Source organism: Agrobacterium sp. 22-223-1, assembly GCF_053522385.1.
Window position 1 is genome coordinate 247201 of the sequence record NZ_JBNWCN010000005.1, and the last position, 19860, is coordinate 267060.

At 60.1% G+C, this 19860-nt stretch carries 18 protein-coding genes; 9 read left to right on the forward strand and 9 right to left on the reverse strand.

The window, feature by feature from the left end:
* Positions 1-8: 8 nt before the first annotated feature.
* Positions 9-1652, forward strand: coding sequence for a Na/Pi cotransporter family protein (locus ACQZ60_RS20375; protein ID WP_448736002.1), 1644 nt, complete (start codon positions 9-11; stop codon positions 1650-1652).
* 48 nt (positions 1653-1700) lie between these two features.
* Here the strand turns inward: ACQZ60_RS20375 and ACQZ60_RS20380 are convergent, their stop codons facing one another.
* Positions 1701-2687: a LacI family DNA-binding transcriptional regulator gene (locus ACQZ60_RS20380; protein ID WP_220318211.1), complete on the reverse strand. Its 987-nt coding sequence runs from the start codon at positions 2685-2687 to the stop codon at positions 1701-1703.
* A 513-nt stretch (positions 2688-3200) separates the two neighbouring features.
* Here ACQZ60_RS20380 and ACQZ60_RS20385 point away from each other — a divergent pair.
* The 7 genes from ACQZ60_RS20385 to ACQZ60_RS20415 all read left to right on the forward strand — a co-directional run bounded on the left by ACQZ60_RS20385 (position 3201) and on the right by ACQZ60_RS20415 (position 11330).
* Entirely contained in the window at positions 3201-5054 is a 1854-nt protein-coding gene (locus tag ACQZ60_RS20385) for an ABC transporter permease (protein ID WP_020811110.1), read from the forward strand.
* Positions 5054-6187, forward strand: a complete 1134-nt coding sequence (locus tag ACQZ60_RS20390; protein WP_448736003.1) for an ABC transporter ATP-binding protein — start codon at positions 5054-5056, stop codon at positions 6185-6187. Before ACQZ60_RS20385 ends, ACQZ60_RS20390 begins: the two co-directional genes overlap by 1 nt.
* 33 nt (positions 6188-6220) lie before the next feature.
* Complete coding sequence (locus ACQZ60_RS20395) at positions 6221-7345, forward strand: ABC transporter substrate-binding protein (RefSeq protein WP_448736004.1); 1125 nt, start codon at positions 6221-6223, stop codon at positions 7343-7345.
* Positions 7346-7360: 15 nt separating this feature from the next.
* A complete protein-coding gene (locus tag ACQZ60_RS20400) occupies positions 7361-8509 on the forward strand; it encodes an ABC transporter substrate-binding protein (RefSeq protein ID WP_142781247.1) in 1149 nt (382 codons plus the stop codon).
* An 82-nt stretch (positions 8510-8591) separates the two neighbouring features.
* On the forward strand, positions 8592-9680 hold the full coding sequence (locus ACQZ60_RS20405; RefSeq protein ID WP_448736005.1) for an ABC transporter substrate-binding protein: 1089 nt from the start codon (positions 8592-8594) through the stop codon (positions 9678-9680).
* Between the two features lie 61 nt (positions 9681-9741).
* On the forward strand, positions 9742-10656 hold the full coding sequence (locus tag ACQZ60_RS20410) for an inositol monophosphatase family protein (protein WP_448736006.1): 915 nt from the start codon (positions 9742-9744) through the stop codon (positions 10654-10656).
* 47 nt (positions 10657-10703) lie between these two features.
* Positions 10704-11330: a dual specificity protein phosphatase family protein gene (locus ACQZ60_RS20415; protein WP_020811105.1), complete on the forward strand. Its 627-nt coding sequence runs from the start codon at positions 10704-10706 to the stop codon at positions 11328-11330.
* 19 nt (positions 11331-11349) lie between these two features.
* Here ACQZ60_RS20415 and ACQZ60_RS20420 read toward each other — a convergent pair whose 3' ends face one another.
* The 7 genes from ACQZ60_RS20420 to ACQZ60_RS20450 all read right to left on the reverse strand — a co-directional run bounded on the left by ACQZ60_RS20420 (position 11350) and on the right by ACQZ60_RS20450 (position 17790).
* Complete coding sequence (locus ACQZ60_RS20420) at positions 11350-11571, reverse strand: hypothetical protein (RefSeq protein WP_448736007.1); 222 nt, start codon at positions 11569-11571, stop codon at positions 11350-11352.
* Between the two features lie 54 nt (positions 11572-11625).
* Entirely contained in the window at positions 11626-12711 is a 1086-nt protein-coding gene (locus tag ACQZ60_RS20425; RefSeq protein WP_448736008.1) for an ABC transporter ATP-binding protein, read from the reverse strand.
* Entirely contained in the window at positions 12708-13535 is an 828-nt protein-coding gene (locus tag ACQZ60_RS20430) for a carbohydrate ABC transporter permease (protein ID WP_020811102.1), read from the reverse strand. The genes ACQZ60_RS20425 and ACQZ60_RS20430 overlap by 4 nt, the downstream gene beginning before the upstream one ends.
* On the reverse strand, positions 13532-14434 hold the full coding sequence (locus tag ACQZ60_RS20435) for a carbohydrate ABC transporter permease (RefSeq protein WP_020811101.1): 903 nt from the start codon (positions 14432-14434) through the stop codon (positions 13532-13534). The genes ACQZ60_RS20430 and ACQZ60_RS20435 overlap by 4 nt, the downstream gene beginning before the upstream one ends.
* 111 nt (positions 14435-14545) lie before the next feature.
* The gene (locus ACQZ60_RS20440; protein WP_020811100.1) at positions 14546-15778 is read right to left on the reverse strand and encodes an ABC transporter substrate-binding protein; all 1233 of its coding nucleotides are present in this window, start codon (positions 15776-15778) and stop codon (positions 14546-14548) included.
* 62 nt (positions 15779-15840) lie between these two features.
* Positions 15841-16743: a sugar phosphate isomerase/epimerase family protein gene (locus tag ACQZ60_RS20445; protein ID WP_020811099.1), complete on the reverse strand. Its 903-nt coding sequence runs from the start codon at positions 16741-16743 to the stop codon at positions 15841-15843.
* Positions 16744-16755: 12 nt separating this feature from the next.
* Positions 16756-17790 carry a Gfo/Idh/MocA family protein gene (locus ACQZ60_RS20450; RefSeq protein ID WP_020811098.1) on the reverse strand — a complete coding sequence of 345 codons (1035 nt, stop codon included), beginning with the start codon at positions 17788-17790 and terminating at the stop codon, positions 16756-16758.
* Between the two features lie 139 nt (positions 17791-17929).
* Between ACQZ60_RS20450 and ACQZ60_RS20455 the strand changes: the two genes are divergently transcribed.
* Complete coding sequence (locus tag ACQZ60_RS20455; RefSeq protein WP_031234048.1) at positions 17930-18958, forward strand: LacI family DNA-binding transcriptional regulator; 1029 nt, start codon at positions 17930-17932, stop codon at positions 18956-18958.
* 15 nt (positions 18959-18973) lie between these two features.
* On the opposite strand, the gene ACQZ60_RS20460 is transcribed toward ACQZ60_RS20455, so the two are convergent.
* Positions 18974-19852, reverse strand: a complete 879-nt coding sequence (locus tag ACQZ60_RS20460; RefSeq protein ID WP_020811097.1) for a hypothetical protein — start codon at positions 19850-19852, stop codon at positions 18974-18976.
* Positions 19853-19860: the final 8 nt, after the last annotated feature.

Here is a 19860-nt window from a genome sequence, read left to right on the forward strand (position 1 = left end):
GTGATCCGATGGAATCTGTCGTGGTCAGCATCAATCTGTTCGGCGCAGTGGCGCTGCTGCTTTTCGGCCTTGGGCAAATCAAGGACGGAATGTCGCGCGCCTTCGGCGCCCGGCTCCGCATCGGCCTTGCGGCCGGCACGCGGGGCGGGTTTCGTTCTTTCATCGCCGGTCTCGTGGCGACAATCGCCCTGCAGAGTTCGACCGCCACGGCGTTGATGGTCGCCTCCTTCGTCGAAAAGGACCTCATCGCGCCGGCCATGGCGCAGATCGTGTTGCTCGGGGCCAATGTCGGCACGGCGATGACCGCCTGGATTGTGGCGCTTGGGCTTGGCTGGCTGTCGCCGATGCTCATCCTTGCCGGTGTTGTCCTGTCACGCGGAAAATCGGTGCAACGGCAGGGGGCCGGTGCGGCGCTCGCCGGTGTCGGCCTGATGCTGCTTTCGCTGCATCTTCTTTCGGCTGCAACGGATCCCATCAGGCAATCGCCGGCGCTCGGTCTCTTCATCGGCATGCTCGGCAATGCCTGGCCGGTGGCGCTGATCTTCTCCGCCGTATTGGCCGCGCTCGCCTCCTCCAGTCTGGCGATTGTCGTTCTTATCCTGTCGCTTGCCGCAAGCGGCGGGGTTGAAACGAGCCTCGTGATCGTTCTGGTGCTCGGCGCCAATCTCGGCGGCGCGGTGCCGCCGGTGCTGGCGACGCTGAGAGCACCGGTTGCAGCGCGCCGGGTGGCCGTCGGCAACCTCATCGTCAGGGCAATCGGCTGTCTCGCGGCGCTGCCTCTTGCCGGATATGGCGCTGCGCTGCTGGAGATGTCGCCTTTTTTTCACGCCAATCTCGCGGTCGATGCGCATCTTTTCTTCAACCTGGCCGTCGCCGCCATCGCCTGGCCGCTCTCGCCGCTGTTGCTGCGGGTAACGACGGCGCTGTTTCCGGAAAAAGAGAAAAGCGAAAGCCATCGCAGCTATCTCGACAACCACGATCTCGATCAGCCGGTTGCCGCCCTTGCTGGCGCGAGCCGCGAGGTCCTTCTCGTCGGCGATCTGATCGAGCGCATGCTGCGGCAGGCGGGCGAAGCCATGCGTGACAGCGACGTTGCGAAACTCAATGATATCAGCGCGCTGGAAGGCCGGGTCGACCGGATACAGCACGACATTAAGGTCTATGTCTCGAAGGTGGGGCAGGACGGCTTGAGCGGGAAAGACCAGAGGCGTGCGATGGATATCGTCGAATATGCCATCAATCTCGAACATATCGGCGATATCATCGAGAAAGGCATCCGCCCGGAAATCGCCAAGAAGATCGATCTCGGACTGCGGTTTTCCGATGATGGCAAGAGCGAGCTTGAGCGTCTTTTTACCGTCACTCTCGACAATATCCGCATGGCGCAATCCGTCTTCGCAACCCGCAATGCCGCGCTTGCACGCCGGCTGGTGGAGGTGAAGGAAGATGTGCGGCGCCTCGAAAAGCAGTCGTCGGAGCGCCATCTCCAGCGCCTGCGCGACGGGCGGACTGACAGCATTCAGACCAGCTCGGTGCATCTCGACATGTTGCGCGATCTGAAACGCATCAACGCCCATATTGCCGCCGTCGCCCATCCGATCCTCGATGAAAGCGGCCTTCTTATCGAAAGCCGCATCAAGCAGGTCGGTTAGGGGATATGGTAAAGCCGCATGACGGCTTATGCCCGGAATGCATTTGCTCTAGCGCGCGGTGATACGCTCGACCATGGAAACGGGTACGACCTGAAGCCGGGTTTCCGGCTCATCGCTATCGAGCGCGGTTAAAACCTTCTCGGTCAATGCGTCGAAGGATTGGGCAACGGTGGTCAGCTGGTAGCTTTTCCAGCCCGCCTGCGGAATATCGTCGAAGCCGACAATCGAGATGTCTTCCGGCACCCGGCGGCCCATTTCCAGCCGCGCGGCGTCCATGAAACCGAGCGCCAGCAGATCGGTCACGCAGAAAGCGCCGTCTATCGTCTTGTCGGATAGCAACTCGCAGCCGGCCTGATAACCGCTGTCATAGCTCGTCGGCCCGCCGGACCATGGAACGACCTCGATGCCTTCGATGGTCATGCGCTGGGTAAAGGCGGCGGCGCGGCGCAACTGTGCCGGCGTCTGGCTGCCGCTGGAAATGACCGCGACCTTTTTGCATTTCGCTTCCACAAGCCGCATGGCGGCAAGATCGGCGCCGCGCGAATCGTCGCTCAGCACCATGTTCGTATCGGTGCGATCAAGACGCTGATTGATGAGAATGAGCCGCACGCCATTGGCGATGCATTCATCGACGATCGAGGCCGGCGGTTCGCCGGAGAGAACGACGATTGCCTGCGCACGGAATTCGAAGAGAAGCTCGATCAGCGGCGCAATGTCCTTGCGGGCATCCGCCGCATTTAGCAGCAGGCATTGCAGGCCACGACGCAGAAGGCCGATGCTGAGGAGATCGAGCTGCTTTGAAATGAAGGGGGAGCTGAGGTTGGCGCCGACGACCCCGATGAGATTGGAGCGGTCATTGTTGAGGCCCTGCGCCAGCCGGTTGACGCGGTAGCCGAGTTCCTGCGCGGCTTTCAGTACCTTGCGCCGGACGGCCTTCGATACGCTGCCGCCGGGTGTGAAGGTACGCGAGACGGCGGAGCGCGAAACCCCGGCCTTTTTCGCCACTTCTTCGGCCGTCACGAACCCTCTCGCCATTCAACTCCCCCGTTGCGAAATCCTATGCCTGATATCACAGGCCATATGATGTCGGCTATTCCAATTGAAATTTTTCACCCGCGCTCGGCCACGCTGAGAAAAGGCCGCCCGCATTCCAGGAAAATGTCTCATCCGTTCCATTGTCGCCATGCAGGGAAAAAACATTTCCCACGCAAGCTCGTTCAAAAATTACAGTTTTGTGACAAAAAACCATTTTAAAACAAATAAATAAGTTAGTGATCACGTGTGCATTTTTTCATTGACAAAATGTCTTTTAAGACGGATCATGCATTCCAAGGTCAAGGAAGATATGGAATTTTTATTCTACATCGGCCTTGCCGGCGATGTTTTCGGGAGGAGCTGGATCATCGTTATTTGTGGGCTGGACGCCCGCTTGTGAAGCATTGACGCATTGCTGAAGGTCAACGCACGCGCCGCCTGTTCTGCGGGTCGCGCGAAGGCGGGTGCTTGCCGGCGTGTGGCGGCAATTGCGTGGCCATATGGGGAGAGATAATGGCTCTTTTAAGCGAATCGACGAAGGCGGAGGCGCTGGGAAGTCCCCCGGCGACCGCGCCTTCGGCATGGCAGGCCTGGCGGTATCGTCTCAAGGTCGCGCTCAGGGAACCGACGACGCTGATCGGCGTCCTGACGGCGCTGCTTTTCACCTATTTGATCGTCGTTCCGATCATTTCGATCATTCTCGACGCCGTCCGCGTCCAGTTCGGCCACGAACGGCGTCTCGGCAAGGATGTCGGCGATCTCACGCTTTATTATCTCGACAGGGCGTTTTTTTCGCCTGTCGCATCGGATCTTTTCTGGCGTCCGCTCTTCAATACGCTGACCGTGGCATTCGGGGCGATTGCGCTTTCGCTCGTCATCGGCACCGTGCTTGCCTGGCTTATCAGCCGGACGGACATGTTCGGCCGTCGCTGGTTCGCCACCGCCTTGATCGTGCCTTATATGCTGCCGGCCTGGACCTTTGCGCTTGCCTGGACGACGCTGTTTAAAAATCGCACCGTTGGCGGTCAGCCCGGCTGGTTCGAGGCGATAGGGCTCACTCCGCCGGATTGGGTGGCTTATGGGCGTTTCCCGATCACCATTATCCTTGCCTTGCACTACACGCCTTTCGTCATCCTGCTGTTCGGCTCGGCGCTTCGCCGCTTCGACTCGCAGCTTGAAGATTCCGCCCGCATTCTCGGCGCCCATCGTTATCAGGTGGCGTTGCAGGTCATCCTGCCGCTGATGCGCCCGGCGCTGCTTTCTTCCATGGTGCTGATCTTCGCGAAGTGCCTGGGTGAATTCGGCGTGCCCTATGTTCTCGGGCTGCCCGTGAAATTCGAGGTCCTGTCCACCTCGCTGTTCCGCAGCATCGCTTCGCGCCAGACCGGCGTTGCCGGCGTCGTTGCGGCCTCGATCATGCTCATCGGCATCATCACGCTCATGATCGACGCCCGGCTCGTTCGCGAAGCCCGCCGTTTCGTGACCATCGGTTCGAAGGGTTCGATGAACCGGCAGAGCCGTCTCGGAAAGATGCGGCTTCCGGCAACCGGCTTTGCGGCTGCCATCTTCATCCTCAGCGTCGGTCTGCCGCTTCTGACGCTGGCGCTCTCGACCGTCATGAAAATGCCAGCCCGCTTCACGTTCGACAACTTCACGCTCGATTACTGGATCGGCAGCAATCTCAACACGGTGGCTTTGCAGACCGGCGTGCTCCTGAGCCCCGATCTGTGGGCAGCCGCGAAAAACACGATGATGATCGTCGGTCTTGCCTCGCTCACATCCGGTATTCTCGGCCTGCTTGTCGGTTATGTCGTCATCCGCACACCGGTGCGGGCCCTGTCGGTCTATCTGCGACAGGTGACGTTCCTGCCTTATCTCGTGCCCGGCATCGCTTTTGCCGCCGCCTATCTGTCGCTCTTTGCCGTTCCGCGCGGGCCGATGCCGGCGCTTTATGGCACGGTGACGATCCTCATCCTGGCGCTGATTGCCGACCAGATGCCCTATGCCTCGCGCGCCGGCATTTCAGCAATGACGCAGCTTGGAAAGGATCCGGAAGAGGCGGCGCAGATCGCCGGCGCGGGCTGGTTCCGCCGCATGATCTCCATCGTCATTCCGATCCAGAAGGGATCGCTGGTGACCGGGGTTCTCCTGCCCTTCATTTCGGGCATCAAGGGCTTGAGCCTCTTCGTGATCCTCGCCGTGCCGAGCACGGATGTTCTGACCACCTATTCGCTGCGGCTGGTCGACTATCACTACACGCAGGCCGCCAACGCCGTGGTGCTGATCATCGCCGCCATCGCCTATTTCGGCACGCTGTTGGCCCAGAAGCTGACCCGCACAAATCTTGCAGAAGGACTTGGAAGCTGATGCCTACCATCAACCTGCGCGGTGCGCAGAAAAACTACGGTGTGAATTCCGCAAATGCGGTTTCCGATCTCGATCTCGAAATTCGCGACGGCGAGTTCATGTGTCTGCTCGGCCCTTCCGGCTGCGGCAAGACCACGACGCTGCGCATGATCGCCGGCCTTGAAAACCTCTCCGGCGGGGAAATCCGCGTCGGCGACCGGGTGATCGATTCCGTTACCGAAGGCATCTTCGTGCCGCCGGAAAAACGTGAAATGGGTCTGGTCTTCCAGAGCTATGCTTTGTGGCCGCATCTGACCATTGAGCGCAACACGGATTTCGGTCTGCGCCTGCGCAAGCTGCCGAAAGCGGAGAGGGAAGCGCGGGTGGAGCGCGTCATGCAGGCGCTCGATATCGCCAAATATCGCGACCGCTATCCGTCGCAGCTTTCCGGCGGACAGCAGCAGCGCGTGGCGCTCGCCCGCATGCTTGCGGTCAATCCGGGCGTTCTGCTTCTCGATGAGCCGCTCTCCAATCTGGATGCCCGGCTGCGGCTGGAAATGCGCGCCGAGCTGAAGCGGCTGCACAAGGAGTTCAAGACCACCATCGTCTTCGTGACGCATGACCAGTGGGAAGCCATGACGCTTGCCACCACCATCGCCGTCATGAACGAGGGCACACTGCAGCAGATGGGCACGCCGAACGATATCTATGACCGTCCGGCCAATCGTTTCGTCGCCGAATTCGTGGGAAGCCCGCCGATCAACATCCTGACCTTCGGCCAGCCCGGCGTGTCGGATATAGCCGACAGGGCGGAAGCCTATTTCGCAACGCGTTATCCGCAACTGCGCGGCATCGCCTCGATCGGCATGAGGCCAGAGGCGATGGGTTATGCGATGAAGTTCGAGGATGTACCGCAGGGCAGCTTCTCCGGCGAAATGACGGTGACCGGCGTACTACCGACCGGCGGTAGCTGGATTCTCGAACTCAGAAGCGAGAACCATACGTTGTTCCTGACCACCCATTCCCTGCCGCGTATCGACAGTGGCGACCGCGTGTTTTTCCACGTGCCGCCCGAGGCCCTGCACGCCTTTGACGTGAGGGGGCAGCGCATCACCGAGGCGGACGCCGTTCTGCGCAACAGCACCTACAACTGAAAACGCCGCCGAGACGGCTGAAGGAGAAGCAGTATGAAGCGGACAATGACGGGCCTGAGCCGGCTGTTATGCGCAACGGCGATCGCCGCAACGCTTGGCGGCGCGGCGAAGGCGGGAGAGCCTTTCGACCTCAATGCCCTGATCGAGGCGGCGAAAAAGGAAAAGCCGATCACCGTCTATGACAGCACGGGCAAGATCGTCGAAATGGCGAAGAACTTCGCGGCAAAATATGGTGTCGGCGCAGAGGGCGCGAAGGTGAAGGCTTCGGCCCAGCTGGAAATGATCATCCGCGAGGCGCGCGCCAACAATATTCAGGGCGATGTCTCGATCATCAGCGATGCGCCTGCGGCGATGGCGCAGCTTATTCCGCTCGGTTTCGTCGAAAGCTGGTTGCCGCCGGATATGGCCGGCAATATTCCCCCCGAATATCAGGACCCGCTTACCGTCGTCACCAGCGCCAATGTCTGGGCCTATAACAGCGAGCTTTTCAACAAATGCCCCGTTTCCAATATCTGGGAACTGACCGACCCGAAGTGGAAGGGCAAGGTGGCGATGCAGGATCCGCTCGGCAAGGCCTCCTATGTCGACTGGTTCAACCAGATGGCCAGCCACGGCGACGGCGAGGTGAAGGCGGCCTATAAGGCGCTTTACGGCAAGGACCTCGAAACCGGGGAAAAGAGCGCGACTGCGGCTTGGGTGAAGGCGCTTGCCGCCAACGCTCCGCTGCTGACCGACGCCGATGCGGCCGCTGCCGAAGCAGTTGGCGCTCCCGGCCAGAAGGAGCCCTTCATGGGTCTCATCAGCTCGGCGAAGTTCCGCGACAATGCCGAGAAGGGCATGAAACTCGGCCTCTGCAAGGAGCTGAAACCCTGGGTCGGCTGGCTCTATCCGGGTGTCGGGCTGATCACCAAGGGCACGAACAGCCCGAATGCGGCGAAGCTCTTCATTCACTACATCATGACCGCCGAAGGCATCGCGCCGCAGGCGATCGACGGCAAGATGTCGACCAACAAAGAGGTGAGCCTGCCTGCGGATGAGCCGTCGGGTATCGGCGCCGTTCTCGATGACATTCTGCCCTACAGCATGGCGACCAGCCTTGAAGACTGGGATGCGCGTGAAACCTGGCAGGACTTCTGGCGTGTGAACTACAAAAAATAACGGGGGGACCATCTGGTGACGATCACTACTCAGAACAAGAATGGCAATGAGCGCAGGCGGCGCAGGACCGCCTCCGCACTTTGCCTCGGCTTTTCGCTAGCACTCAGCGGGGCCGCCCATGCGCAGGATGCCTTCAATCTCGATGCGCTCATCGACGCCGCGAAGAAGGAAAAGCCGATCACGGTTTATGCGGTGACCGGCAAGATCGTCGATACGGCACAGGCCTTCACCGCCAAATACGGCGTGCAGGCGAGCGGCAAGAAGGTGAACGAGGCAACGCAGGTCGAGTTGATGATCCGCGAACATCGGGCGGGCAATGTCGTCGGCGATGTCAGTGTGGCAACCGATGTCGCCTCCGCCATGGGCGAGCTTCTGCCGGAAGGCATCGCCACCAGCTGGACGCCGCCGGATCTCGAAGGCGATATTCCGCAAAAGCTGCGCGATCCGCTCGTGGTCGTCTCGGATCCGCATGTCTGGACCTACAATACCGAGAAATACGACACATGCCCGGTCACCAACATCTGGCAGCTGACGGAGCCGAAGTGGAAGGGCAAGCTCGCCATGCTCGATCTATTCGACAAGCCGCTTTATGCCGACTGGTTCAACCAGATCGAAACCCATCACGATGCCGATGTCGCCAGGGCCTATGAGGACCTTTACGGCAAGAAGCTGGAGACGGGCGAAAAAAGCGCAACGGCGGCCTGGGTGAAAGCCTTTGCCGAAAATGCGCCGCTGCTGACGGATTCGAGTTCGGTGGCGGATGCGGCGGGTGCGCCGGGGCAGGCCGATCCTTTCTTCGTCATCACTTCGGTGGCGAAGTATCGTGACAACGAGGCCAAGGGGCTGAAGCTCGGTCTTTGCAGCGGCGTAAAGCCCTTTTCCGGTTTTCTCTATCCCGGTTTCGGGCTGATTGCCGGGCAAACGAAAAGCCCGAATGCGGCGAAGCTTTTCCTGCATTACCTGATGACGGAAGAAGGCATCGCGCCGCAGACCGCTGACGGCAAGCTCTCCGGCAATATGAAAATAGCCCTGCCGGCGGATGAGCCCTCGAAGGTCGCCAATCATCTCGATGAGCTGATGGCTTTCGACGCCGCAACGGCGGCCGACGACCTCGACAAGCGCGAAGGCTGGCAGGATTTCTGGCGTGTGAACTACAAAAAATAAACGGAAGGCGGGTGCGAGCCCGCCTGTCTTTTCCTTGGGAGGGGAAACGATGCGAAGAACGAATTTGAGGACCGCCTCGGCCATGGCCGCAGCTGCAGCGATTATGGGTGTTTCCGCACTGACCGCCACGGCTGAAGAGACTTTCGATCTCGATGCTGTTCTTGCGGCTGCGAAGCAGGAGAAACCGATCAACATCTATGACAGTACCGGCAAGATCGTTGAGATGGCCGACAAATTCAGCGCCAAATACGGGCTGAAGGCGACGGGAGTGAAGGTTTCCGCCAATAGCCAGCTGGAGATGATTATCCGCGAAAGCCAGTCGAACAATGTGCAGGGCGATGTGGTGCTGATCACCGATGCGCCTTCGGCGCTCGCCCAGCTTCTGCCGGCAGGTTTCGTCGAGAATTATCTGCCGGGCGACATGGCCTCGAAAATCCCGGCGCAGTTTCAAAACCCGCTGGCCATTTCCACCAACGCCAATGTCTGGGCCTATAATACCGAAGCCTATGACAAATGCCCGGTGACGAATATCTGGGAACTGACCGAGCCGAAATGGAAAGGCAGGGTCGCCATGGTCGATCCGCTCAGCAAGAGCACCTATACGGACTGGTTCAACCAGCTTGAAGCCCACGGCAATGAAAAGGTGGCGGCAGCCTACAAGGACCATTCCGGCAAGGAGATGGAGGAAAAGGGTGCGGCAGCCGCCTGGATCAAGGCGCTGGCCGCGAATGGTCCGCTCGCCACGGATGGCGACGACCCGGTGGCGGAGGCGGTGGGCGCGCCGGGTCAGAAGCAACCCTTCTTCGGCCTGCTGAGTTCGGCCAAATTTCGCGACAATGCCGACAAGGGCTACAAGCTCGGCCTCTGCACCGATCTCGATCCCTGGGTCGGCTGGACCTATATCAAGCTCGGCCTGATGGCCTCCAAGACCAGAAGCCCGAACACGGCCAAGCTCTTTATCCATTACGTCCTGACGGAAGAGGGCATCGCCCCGCAGATGAAGGACGGCAAGCTGCCGACCAATACCGACATCAAGATGCCGGATGACGAGCCTTCGGGGCTGATGAAGGTCGCCGACCGGCTGATGGGCTACGATTCCGCCACCGGTCTCGATGATTTCGACCGCCGCGAGGAATGGCAGGATTTCTGGCGCGTCAACTATACGAAATAACCCCGGCTGGCGCGGTCCTTGCCGCGCCGCCTCCTCCTTTTTGCGAACGAACGGACTGGACATGCCGATGCAGACTTCATTGAGCGAACGGAAACCTGGAGACGAGGATGCGTTTTCCCGCTCTGTGCGGTTGATGAAGATCGCGGAAACGGCGGCGCGTGCCGTGCGCGATCCGTTGCTGGCGGCGTTTCGGTCGGATATGGCGGTGGATTACAAGGTCGATCTCCACGATATCGTGACCATCCATGACAAGCGCGCCGAGGCTGCCATCCGCGCCGTCATTCTCGAACGGGAGCCCAATTCGGCGATCATGGGCGAGGAGGGCGGCCAGATCGGTAGCGGTGAGGTGCAATGGTATGTCGACCCCATCGACGGCACGGCAAATTTCGCCCGCGGCCTTGCTTTCTGGTGCGTGTCCATCGCTGCCGTCATCGATGGAGAAGCCGTCGCCGGCGTGGTTTACGATCCCGTGGCGGACCAGATGTTTTCCGCTGATCTCAAAACCTCCTATCTTGATGGCGAAAGGCTGCACTCCCGCAGCGTTGCAGATGAGACGCGGGCGACGCTCATCACAGGCTATCCCGTCTCGCGCGATTTCCGGCTGGATGGGCGGGAAGCGGCGCTCGCCAATTTCGGCACTCTTGCCGAGACCTTTTCGACATTGCGCCGGCCCGGCAGCGCTGCGCTCAGCATTGCCCATGTCGCGGCCGGCTGGACGGATGCGGCCGCCGGTTTCGGCGTCAATGCCTGGGATGTGGCAGCCGCCATTCTCATTCTCAAAAACGCCGGCGGAACCTATGAGCCGCTGACCCTCGGAAAGGTGGCGGAAGGTTCCGTCGATTTCCTTTGCCCGGGCTATATCGCCACGGGTGAGGGGGCCAGCTATCCGACATTGCAGCGGGTGGCGCGATCCATATCCGAAAGCCGCATCGCCAATGCGGCGATCCGACTGAACCAGTCGGCCGCGAAGGCCTGAAGACGCAATAGATGACGGCGGCCGTATAACGCCGATGGAGACATGACATGCCGCAATCGCAACCGACCCCATTCCGAGAGCAGGAAACAGGCGAGCTGCCGAAGCTCAGCCGCATCTATGAGCAGCATCCGCTTTACGGCGTCGATCTCTTCATTTCCGGCAAGGAGGGGGCGAGCGACCTCAATCTTCTACGCCAGAACGGCATTACCACCGTCGTCAATTGCGCCGTCAATCTGGATTTCAATTTCGTGGAGCAGTCACAGGTCGTTTCCGACCACGAAGGCAGCGTCTATGGGCCGGGCGAAATCCGCTACTACAAGATCGGCCTGATCGACGGGAGCGGAAATCCCGATACCCAGATGGTTGCGGCCCATTATATCCTGCGAGCGGCGCTGGAGCAGATATTGCCCGACAAGCCCTCCTATCCCCGGCGGGAGCGTGGCAACGTGCTCATCAATTGCCGGGGCGGACGTTCGCGTTCCGTCGCCGTCGTTGCGCTTTTCCTGCATCTCACGCTGCCAACGGAGTTTCCGACGCTGGATGACGCAATCGGCTTCGTTCGCCTGAAACGCGAATTGCCGGAGAACGAATGGTACAAGGCGCCGAAACCCGTGCTTGCGGATGCTGCCCGCCGGGCCGCCGGCTGGATTGCCATGATCGACGCCGCGCATTGAAAGGCGGAAGACTGTCTGATCAGTTTTGCGGTTCCAGCGCGCTTGCCGCGGCCTCGGCACGCGCGGCGGCCTCTTTTGCCTCCCGCTCGGCGCGGGAGGCCGCTTCCGGGTTGCTCGAACCGTCATAGCCTCCCATGGCGCGTTCCCCGATGGCGATGTGGACATCCTTGAACTGGATGACGACAAGACCGATGAGGATGGCCGCGCCGATAAGGAACGCTGTTTTCCCGTTTATGGTCATTCGACTCCACGCTTCGTGTTTGCCGGCGGAGGAAACAGCCGGCAAAACCCCCGCTCAGCGGGTCAGGAGGCCGATGCCTGTTTCCGCATCGAACAAATGCATATCGGACGGGTCGATGTCGAGGCCGATCGTTTCACTGGCTTTGACTGCGCTGCGTCCCTGCACCGCGATGACCAGTTCGGTGGAGGTTCCCGTGGTGAGGAAAGTGGCCGAGCCGGTCGTCTCCACCGCGGAAACCGGCAGCACCAATGCCGCTCCGGCTGCTGCGGCCGGGCGGATATGTTCCGGCCTGATGCCGACGATCACATCTTTGCCAGGCGGCAGAGAGGCCGGATTCCCGATCGATTGCTGCGGCTCGCCTTCGCCGAACATGAGCTGAAGGGACGCGCCATCCGGGCTGACGGTCGCCGGAATGAAATTCATGGCCGGCGAGCCGATGAAGCCTGCAACGAAACGATTGACCGGGCGGTCGTATAGTTCCAGTGGCGTGCCCTGCTGCTCGATCACGCCATCGCGCATGACGACGACGTGATCGGCCATGGTCATCGCTTCGATCTGGTCATGCGTGACATAGACCGAAGTGGCATGCAGGCGATCGTGCAGCGCGCGGATTTCTTTGCGCATGTGGACGCGTAGCGCCGCATCGAGATTGGAAAGCGGCTCATCGAACAGGAAGGCCTGCGGATTGCGGATAATCGCCCGGCTCATGGCCACGCGCTGGCGCTGGCCGCCGGAAAGTTCGCGGGGATAACGCTTCATCAGCTTTGAAAGACCTGTTGTGGCGGCGACTTCTTCCGCCGCCTTGCGGGCCTCGGCCTTCGCCACGCCGCGCATACGCAGCGAATAGGTGAGATTTTCCTCCACGGTCATATGCGGGTAGAGCGCATAGGACTGGAACACCATGGCCACATCGCGCTTGCGCGGCGGCACGCCGTTCATGAGCGTGCCGGCAATGCGCATGTCGCCGGCCGATATGGTTTCCAGCCCGGCCAGCGAGCGCAGAAGCGTGGACTTGCCGCAGCCCGACGGGCCGACAAGTGCGACGAAAGTGCCCTTCTCGATGGAAAGGTTGATGTTCTTCAGCGCATGAAAGGCGCCGTAATATTTGTTGACGCCGGAAAGTTCGATCTGAAGGGTCATTTGAGCGCTCCTGAGGTCAGGCCGGAAACGATGCGGCGCTGCAAGAGAATGAAGAGGGCGAGAATAGGCGTCACATACATGGTCGCATAGGCCATGATGTTGTTCCATTCGCTGGTATTGGGGCCCATGAAGGAATTGAGGCCGACGCTCGCCGGCTGTAGTTCGGCCGCCTGGATCACCGATTTCGAATAGACGAATTCGCCGAAGGCCTGCATGAAGATGAGGATGGCGCTGACGAGAATGCCGTTTCTGGCAAGCGGCAACACGATGTTGAAGAAGGCGCCGACCCGGGAATTACCGTCCACCAGCGCCGCCTCTTCCAGCTCCTGCGGCACGGCCATGAAGGTGGCGCGCACAAGCACCACGAAGAAGGGCATGCTTTTCGCCGCAATGGCGAGGATGACCGACAGGCGCGGATAATCGAGAAGCCCGAATTGCGAGAAACCGACGAAGATCGGCGTGATCATCAGCGATGCCGGCAGAACCTGCAGCATGAGGATGAGGAACAGGCCGATATCCACCCAGACATTGCGATAGCGCGCCAGCACATAGGCGCAGCCGACGCCGAGAATGGTGATCAGCAGCACTGCGCTCGAAGCGATCAGCACTGAATTCCACAGGTATCTGCCCATGTTGCGGCTGTTCCAGACATAGGCATAGGTCTGCCATTGCGGGTCCGTGGGCCAGAAGGCGGGCGGATTGGCGAACATTTCCGAGCCGCTTTTGAGTGAGGTCAGATACATCCAGTAAAGCGGGAAAAGGTAGATGATGGCGAGCACGATGGCGATGGCCAGCATCAGGCGGTTGCGGGTCGTGATGCTCATCCGCGCACCTCATGCCGTGTGGAGCGCACATAAACGATGGAGGCCAGCATGACGAAAACGATCATGATGACGGAGATCGTAGCGCCCTTGCCGAAATCATATTGCCGGAACGACAGGTCCCAGGCCCAATATTGCGCCACGTTGGAGCTGTTGTTCGGTCCGCCATCGGTGATGGCGGCGAAAAGATCGAACTGCTGCAGCGTGAAGATCAGCCCGAGCGAAACGATTGCACCAATGGTGGAGCGCATCATCGGCAGGGTGATGGTGTAGAAGCGCTGCCAGGCGTTGGCGCCGTCCAGCTCCGCGGCCTCATAGAGATCGCCGGGAATGGAGGCGAGACCGACGGAAAGCAGGATCATGTTGAAGGAGGTGCCGAGCCAGATATTGGCGATGACGACGGCCCAGAGCGAAAAATTCGCATCCGAACGCCAGAAGATATTGCCCGATATCAGGCCGCTTTCCCGCAGGAAGAAATTCAACACGCCGAAATCGCCCGAGAGGATCCAGTTCCAGATTGCGCCCACGACGAGGCCGGGCATGACCCAGGACACGAGGAAAAGGCCGCGCAGCCAGGTGGCGCCGGGAAAATTGACCCAGAAGAACAGCGCCAGACCGAAGCCGATGGCGAATTGCCCGGCAATCGAGGCTACGACAAAGGTGACGGTGTTGAAAAGGATCGGCAATGTTTCCGGCTGCCGGAACAGGTCGATATAATTCTTGAAGCCGACGAAGGGGCGCACGAAGGTGCCCAGGCTGAACATGTCGACTTCCTGAAAGCTCATGACGATGTTGTAGATGAGCGGCAGCCCCGCCATGACGAACAGGAAGCCCAAAGGAAAGGCGACAAGGACGATATCGAAACCGCGACCGTCACTGAGGCTGGAAAACAATTTTTTCATGAAACATCCTCGCAAGCTCCAGTCGGGGCCGCCGCCGCTTGTCGCGACAGGCAGCCCCACCGGGAGGAACCCCTTGGGTGGAGGCCGGAGAAACCCGGCCGTTCGCCCGGATCAGCCTTCGACCAGCTTTATCTTTTCAGCAGCCTGGTCGAGCGCGGCTTTCGGCGTCATCTGCCCCGAAAGCGCACCCTGAATGGCATCCTGAATCGCCTTGGAAATCTTAGGCCATTCGGGCGAGGGGCCACGCGGCTGCGCATATTTCAGCTGTTCCACGAAGGTCTTCAGCGCCTCATCCTTCAGCGCATTGCCGGTGGGCGGAACCGGAATATCCGAGCGCGCCGGCAACTGGCCGAAGTTCTTGAACATATCCTTGTCCTTCGAGGCGAAGAACTCGATTGCCTTGAAGGCCTCTTCCGGATGTTTCGTCTTGGAGAAGATCGCCCAGTTATAGTCGCCCATGGCCGAAGACCGCGGGGCGTCGGGCGTGGGCACCGGCAGCAAAGCGACACCCCAGTCGAACTTGGCGTCCTTCAGCATGCGGTCGATTTCCCATGGACCGGAAATGACCATGGCGGCGTTGCCGGCGTTGAAGGTGGCGGTGGAGTCCCACTGGCTGCGCGTCAGCGTATCCGGCGATGCCAGCTTTTCATCCAGCATCAGCTTCCACGTTTCGAGCGCCTTTACCGCACCCTCGGTATTGATGTTCTTGTAGGTCGCGCCCGCCATCTGCGCCCAGGGCAGGAACTGGAAGGTGCCTTCTTCATTCGCCTTGGCGCTGAAGCTGATGCCATAGATGTTTTTCGAGGGATTGGTCAGCTTGCGGGCCGCTTCCACCAGCTGGTCCCAGGTCTGCGGCGGTTTTGCCGCATCGAGCCCTGCGGCCTTGAACAGGTCCTTGTTGTAATAAAGCGCAATCGTGTTCGTGGCCTTCGGCACGCCGAAATATTTGCCGTCCCACATTACTGATTTCAGCGGTCCCGGAAAATAATTCTCCGTTTTGATGACATCCGACTTGGCGATCATGTCGGTCACATCAAGAAACGCCCCGCGTGCGGCGAACATGGCGTGGTTGGGGTTGTCGATGGCGATGATGTCGGGCGCATTGCCGGTGGAATAGGCGCGCATGGATTCGCTCACCACATCATCGAACTGCAATTGCCGGTATTCGATCTTGATGCCGTTATTGAGCGCGTTGAACTCCTTGATGAGGTTCGGCGCGGGCTGGATATCTCGATCCAGCGACCAGAGGGTCAACGTCACATCTTCTGCCTGCGCCGCAATAGCGCCGGCGGACACGCCCGCCAGCAAAAATGCGCCGGCCATCATGCATTTCGCGATACCCATAATCTCCTCCTCTTGGTTATCGTCTCTGCAATTTTCGAAAACCTTCTCCCAAAAGGTTTCCGTTATGTCGGATCGACGACGAAATCGCCGCCGCGGCATTTCTTCAGATAGTTGAGACCATGCACCTGGCCCGTCATTTCCAGCGCGTCGCGATAGACGGGGTCATGCCAGCCTTCGATGTCGATGGAGCCGGACCAGCCGGCGAGGCGCAGTTCGGAAATAATGTCCGTCCAGTTGCTGTCGCCGAAGCCCGGCGTGCGCATGAAGACAAATTTTTCCTTGCCGAAAATGCCGTGCTCGCGAATGACATCCCAGCGGATGGTCGCGTCCTTGCCGTGCACATGAAAAATCTTGTCCGCCCATTTGCGGATCTGCGGCAGCGGGTCGATCAGATAGACCATCTGATGGCAGGGTTCCCATTCGATGCCGATATGCTCGTCCGGCGTTTCGTTGAAGATCAGTTCCCATGCGTCGGGATTGTGCGCGATGTTCCAGTCGCCGGTCTGCCAGTTGCCATCCATGGCGCAGTTTTCAAAGGCGATCTTCATGCCCTTGTCGGCGGCGCGTTTTGCAAGCTCGCTCCAGATTTGCCTGTATCGGGGAAGGCTTTCCGGCAGCGGCCTGCCGCGCAACCGGCCGGTAAACCCCGCAACGCAGGTCGCGCCGAAATGGTGGGCATTGTCGATGCAGTCTTTCCAGCCCTGCAATGTCTCAAGGTCGATGTCGGTTTCCTCCAGCGGATTGCCGAACATGCCGAGCGTGCTGATGGTGATGTCGCGCTCACCGATCGCCTCGCGGCAGCGCTTGCCGAGTTCGGCAAGGTCCTGACCGTTGGTCGTCTGCCAGAAGAACGGCTCGAAGCTTTCAAAGCCGAGATCGGCGATCTGGCCGATGCGTTCGGCCGCCTGTCCCTTGGTGGCGCTGACCATGGTGCCGATGCGGATGGATGTTGCCGGATTGCTCACGTCTTTCAGTCCTTATGCTGCAATGGAAACACGCTGGCCGAGGCGGGCGCTTTCAATCGCGCCGATCACCATGGCAAGGCTGTTGATGTTGTCGAAGGAGGCTGTTTCCGGCATCTCACCCGTGCGGATGGATTGAAGGAACGAGAGAATGACGCTGGCATGGCCGCGCGTGTCCTTCTCGGAAATGGCTTCGGAAACGTTTACGGTCCTAAAGCCACGCAGAAGCCCCTGTTCGTCGCCGGCCACCGAGGCGGAGAAATTGTCTTCCCCGTCCCAGAGGATCATGCCCTTGGAGCCGATAAGCCGCCAGCGTGCTTCCCAGCTGGTCCGCTCGCCTTCGGCGCACCAGGAGCCGCGATAGGTAAAGACGACATCATTCGAGAATTCGAAAATGGCGTTGGCGCTTGCGCCATGGGCATACCATGAGCCGGCCGGGTTCTTTTCCACGCAGAAGACGGAGAGGGGTTTTTCATTGGCGACGAAACGGGCCGCATCGAAGGTATGGATCGCCATGTCGAGAAGCAGGACGTTCTTCATCTCCTCGCGGAAGCCGCCGAAATGCGGCCCAAGGAAGAAATCGCAATGGATGGCCGTCAAATCGCCGATGACGCCGTCTTCCAGTGCGCGGCGCAGCCGCCGGATACCCGCCACAAATCGTCGGTTTTGCACCACGGCATGAATTTTTCCGGCTTTTTTCGCCAGTTCAACCAGCGTGCCGGCTTCTTCCATCGAGGCAGCAAGCGGCTTTTCGCTGAGCACATGGCACCCGGCCTCGAGACCGGCCTCAACCACGGCGAAGCGCGCCTGCGGGATGACGATATCAAAAAGGATGTCGGCTTTCGTTTTAGCGAGAACCTCGCGCAGATCCATGCCGATGACCGCGTCGGTGAGGGCGAATTCTTCGGCAAGCGCGCGGGCCGTGTTCTCGTTCAGGTCGACCAGCCCGGCGATCCTGATCGCGCCGGCGATTTCCGGCGTGGATTGAATGGCACGCAACCAGCCTTTGGCCATGGCTCCGCACCCGCATAAAACGGCATTGAATGTCATCTCATCTCCCCGGACTCTTTCGCAAACTCCTCTTTGCGCAGAGCGTCGTAAACGTTTACGAGACTATGCCGATGATGTTAGATATGTCAAGACCGTTAAGGGGCGCGTCGATTGCGCGCCGGGCCTGGGAGGGGAGTGCATGAAAGGAATTCGTCAGCTTGCCGATTATCTCGAGATATCGATAGGCACTGTTTCCCGTGCCCTGAACGGCAAGCCGGATGTGAACGAAGAGACGCGGCGGCGTGTTCTCGAAGCGGCGGAAAAGCTGGGTTATGTCGCCAACCAGTCCGGTCGTAGCCTCAGGCAGGGAACCACCAATGTCATCGGCCTGATGACCGGCAGCGACGCGCAGACCGTGGAGAACTCCGACAACTTCTTCCTCGGTGTGACGGACGGTCTGCAAAGCGTGTTTTCCGGACATAATCTCGATCTCATCGTTCTGCCCTGTCCGGGGGAAGAGGATCCGGATGAATATCTGAAGCGCATGGTGGCGCGCCGCATGGTGGATGCGATGATCATTTCCGCGACGCGACGGATCGACAAACGTGTGGATTTCCTGAAGCAGACCAGGCTGCCTTTCGTAGCGCTCGGACGCACCGCTTCCAGCGACACTCACGCCTGGATCGACCTCGATTTCGAGGGCGTCGCGAAAAATGCGGTCGACCGCCTTGCCGCTGCCGGTCATCGTTCGATTGCGGTGGCGGTGCCCGACAGCGATATCAATCTCGGTTACGTTTTTCTCGAAGGATACAGGCGCGCGCTGGAAGACAATGGCATCGCCTACGATTCCTCGCTGGTCATCCGTGCGAAATCGAGCGAGCAGGGCGGTTATCATGCCGCCAGCGAGTGGCTGCAGATGCGGCCCCGGCCAACGGCGATCGTGCTGATCTACGAATTGATGGCGGTCGGTCTTTATCGCCGGCTTGCGGAAGTGGGGCTGAAACCGGGGCGCGATCTCGCCGTCATCGGCTTCCGCGATGGCCCGCGCGGCCAGTTTCTGGAACCGCGGCTGACCAGTTTCCGCATGTCCCTGCATGATCTCGGCGTGACGGTGGCCCAGACGCTGCTATCGACCATGCCGGCCTACGCGCCCTTTTACCCCGATCAGGCCCGCCATTGCGTGTGGCCGATGCTTCTGGTGGCCGGCGAGAGCGATCCCGCCCCATAAGGCCGCAGGCGGGCGTTAAAGCTTGAGGCCATCAATGCTCACGACGCCGAAAGGATTGAATTTATATTCGTCTTCCTCATAGCGTTTGTCGTCTGAGAGGGAGGCGCCACGGCCCTTCAGGGTGGCTTCAACGCCTTCACGCGCCATTTGCTCGGCGATATCGTCTATCAACGCGGCTATCTTCAGCTGTTCGGCGTTGGTAGACGGTTGATCCCCGTCTTTTTTGGTGAAGCGCACCTGCACATCGGGCAAGCCGATCAGGTGAAACCCAACGCTCGTCATGCCTTCGGCATCGTCTCCTATGGGGCGGCGTGAGAAAGCCAGACGGCAGGTTCTGGCAAGCGCCATCCCGTCATCGGCGGCCGCTTCGCCACGCGACTGCTCGTAAAGCTGCTTCCAGCGCCTTGCGCCATGGGCGACGCCCGCACTTTCACCCTTCACGGCGACAGCGCCGTGATCGAGCATGTGCTGTACGAATCTGAGGGCCTTTGCGGATGTCTTCACGGCCGTTTCGGCATCCATGGACGGGCCGAGCACATAAAGAACCGAGCCGTGCGCAGCGACGGCTGCCTCATCCTCTGGCTCGTATGTATCGGGGTCGACGCGATCCCAACAGACATTGAACGAGCGTTCCATCCGGTCGTCCGGCTCATCCTGTGAATAGTCTTCATCCAGGCTGAAATCCGGCGCAAAATCATCGACTGCGGCGCTTGCGCTCTTCTGGAGCGCCGCCAGGCCATTTTCCGCGCCGAGAAAACAAAGGACATGTCGTGGCTTGTAACTGGAGCGGGATGCGGCAAAGGCTGGGGGCTGGCTCGATGCCGCGCTGAGAGACGGCCTTGCCAGCACGAGGCCGCCGAGAAATGCGAGTACTCCACGACGCTCTGAATTCATCCGACACC

What these genes read in the sequence shown, in the direction of transcription:
- ACQZ60_RS20375 (WP_448736002.1), top strand. Translation starts at nt 9, where the DNA reads ATGGAATCTGTCGTGGTCAGCATCAATCTGTTCGGCGCAGTGGCGCTG.
- ACQZ60_RS20380 (WP_220318211.1), bottom strand. Translation starts at nt 2,687, where the DNA reads ATGGCGAGAGGGTTCGTGACGGCCGAAGAAGTGGCGAAAAAGGCCGGG.
- ACQZ60_RS20385 (WP_020811110.1), top strand. Translation starts at nt 3,201, where the DNA reads ATGGCTCTTTTAAGCGAATCGACGAAGGCGGAGGCGCTGGGAAGTCCC.
- ACQZ60_RS20390 (WP_448736003.1), top strand. Translation starts at nt 5,054, where the DNA reads ATGCCTACCATCAACCTGCGCGGTGCGCAGAAAAACTACGGTGTGAAT.
- ACQZ60_RS20395 (WP_448736004.1), top strand. Translation starts at nt 6,221, where the DNA reads ATGAAGCGGACAATGACGGGCCTGAGCCGGCTGTTATGCGCAACGGCG.
- ACQZ60_RS20405 (WP_448736005.1), top strand. Translation starts at nt 8,592, where the DNA reads ATGGCCGCAGCTGCAGCGATTATGGGTGTTTCCGCACTGACCGCCACG.
- ACQZ60_RS20410 (WP_448736006.1), top strand. Translation starts at nt 9,742, where the DNA reads ATGCCGATGCAGACTTCATTGAGCGAACGGAAACCTGGAGACGAGGAT.
- ACQZ60_RS20415 (WP_020811105.1), top strand. Translation starts at nt 10,704, where the DNA reads ATGCCGCAATCGCAACCGACCCCATTCCGAGAGCAGGAAACAGGCGAG.
- ACQZ60_RS20420 (WP_448736007.1), bottom strand. Translation starts at nt 11,571, where the DNA reads ATGACCATAAACGGGAAAACAGCGTTCCTTATCGGCGCGGCCATCCTC.
- ACQZ60_RS20425 (WP_448736008.1), bottom strand. Translation starts at nt 12,711, where the DNA reads ATGACCCTTCAGATCGAACTTTCCGGCGTCAACAAATATTACGGCGCC.
- ACQZ60_RS20430 (WP_020811102.1), bottom strand. Translation starts at nt 13,535, where the DNA reads ATGAGCATCACGACCCGCAACCGCCTGATGCTGGCCATCGCCATCGTG.
- ACQZ60_RS20435 (WP_020811101.1), bottom strand. Translation starts at nt 14,434, where the DNA reads ATGAAAAAATTGTTTTCCAGCCTCAGTGACGGTCGCGGTTTCGATATC.
- ACQZ60_RS20440 (WP_020811100.1), bottom strand. Translation starts at nt 15,778, where the DNA reads ATGGGTATCGCGAAATGCATGATGGCCGGCGCATTTTTGCTGGCGGGC.
- ACQZ60_RS20450 (WP_020811098.1), bottom strand. Translation starts at nt 17,790, where the DNA reads ATGACATTCAATGCCGTTTTATGCGGGTGCGGAGCCATGGCCAAAGGC.
- ACQZ60_RS20455 (WP_031234048.1), top strand. Translation starts at nt 17,930, where the DNA reads ATGAAAGGAATTCGTCAGCTTGCCGATTATCTCGAGATATCGATAGGC.
- ACQZ60_RS20460 (WP_020811097.1), bottom strand. Translation starts at nt 19,852, where the DNA reads ATGAATTCAGAGCGTCGTGGAGTACTCGCATTTCTCGGCGGCCTCGTG.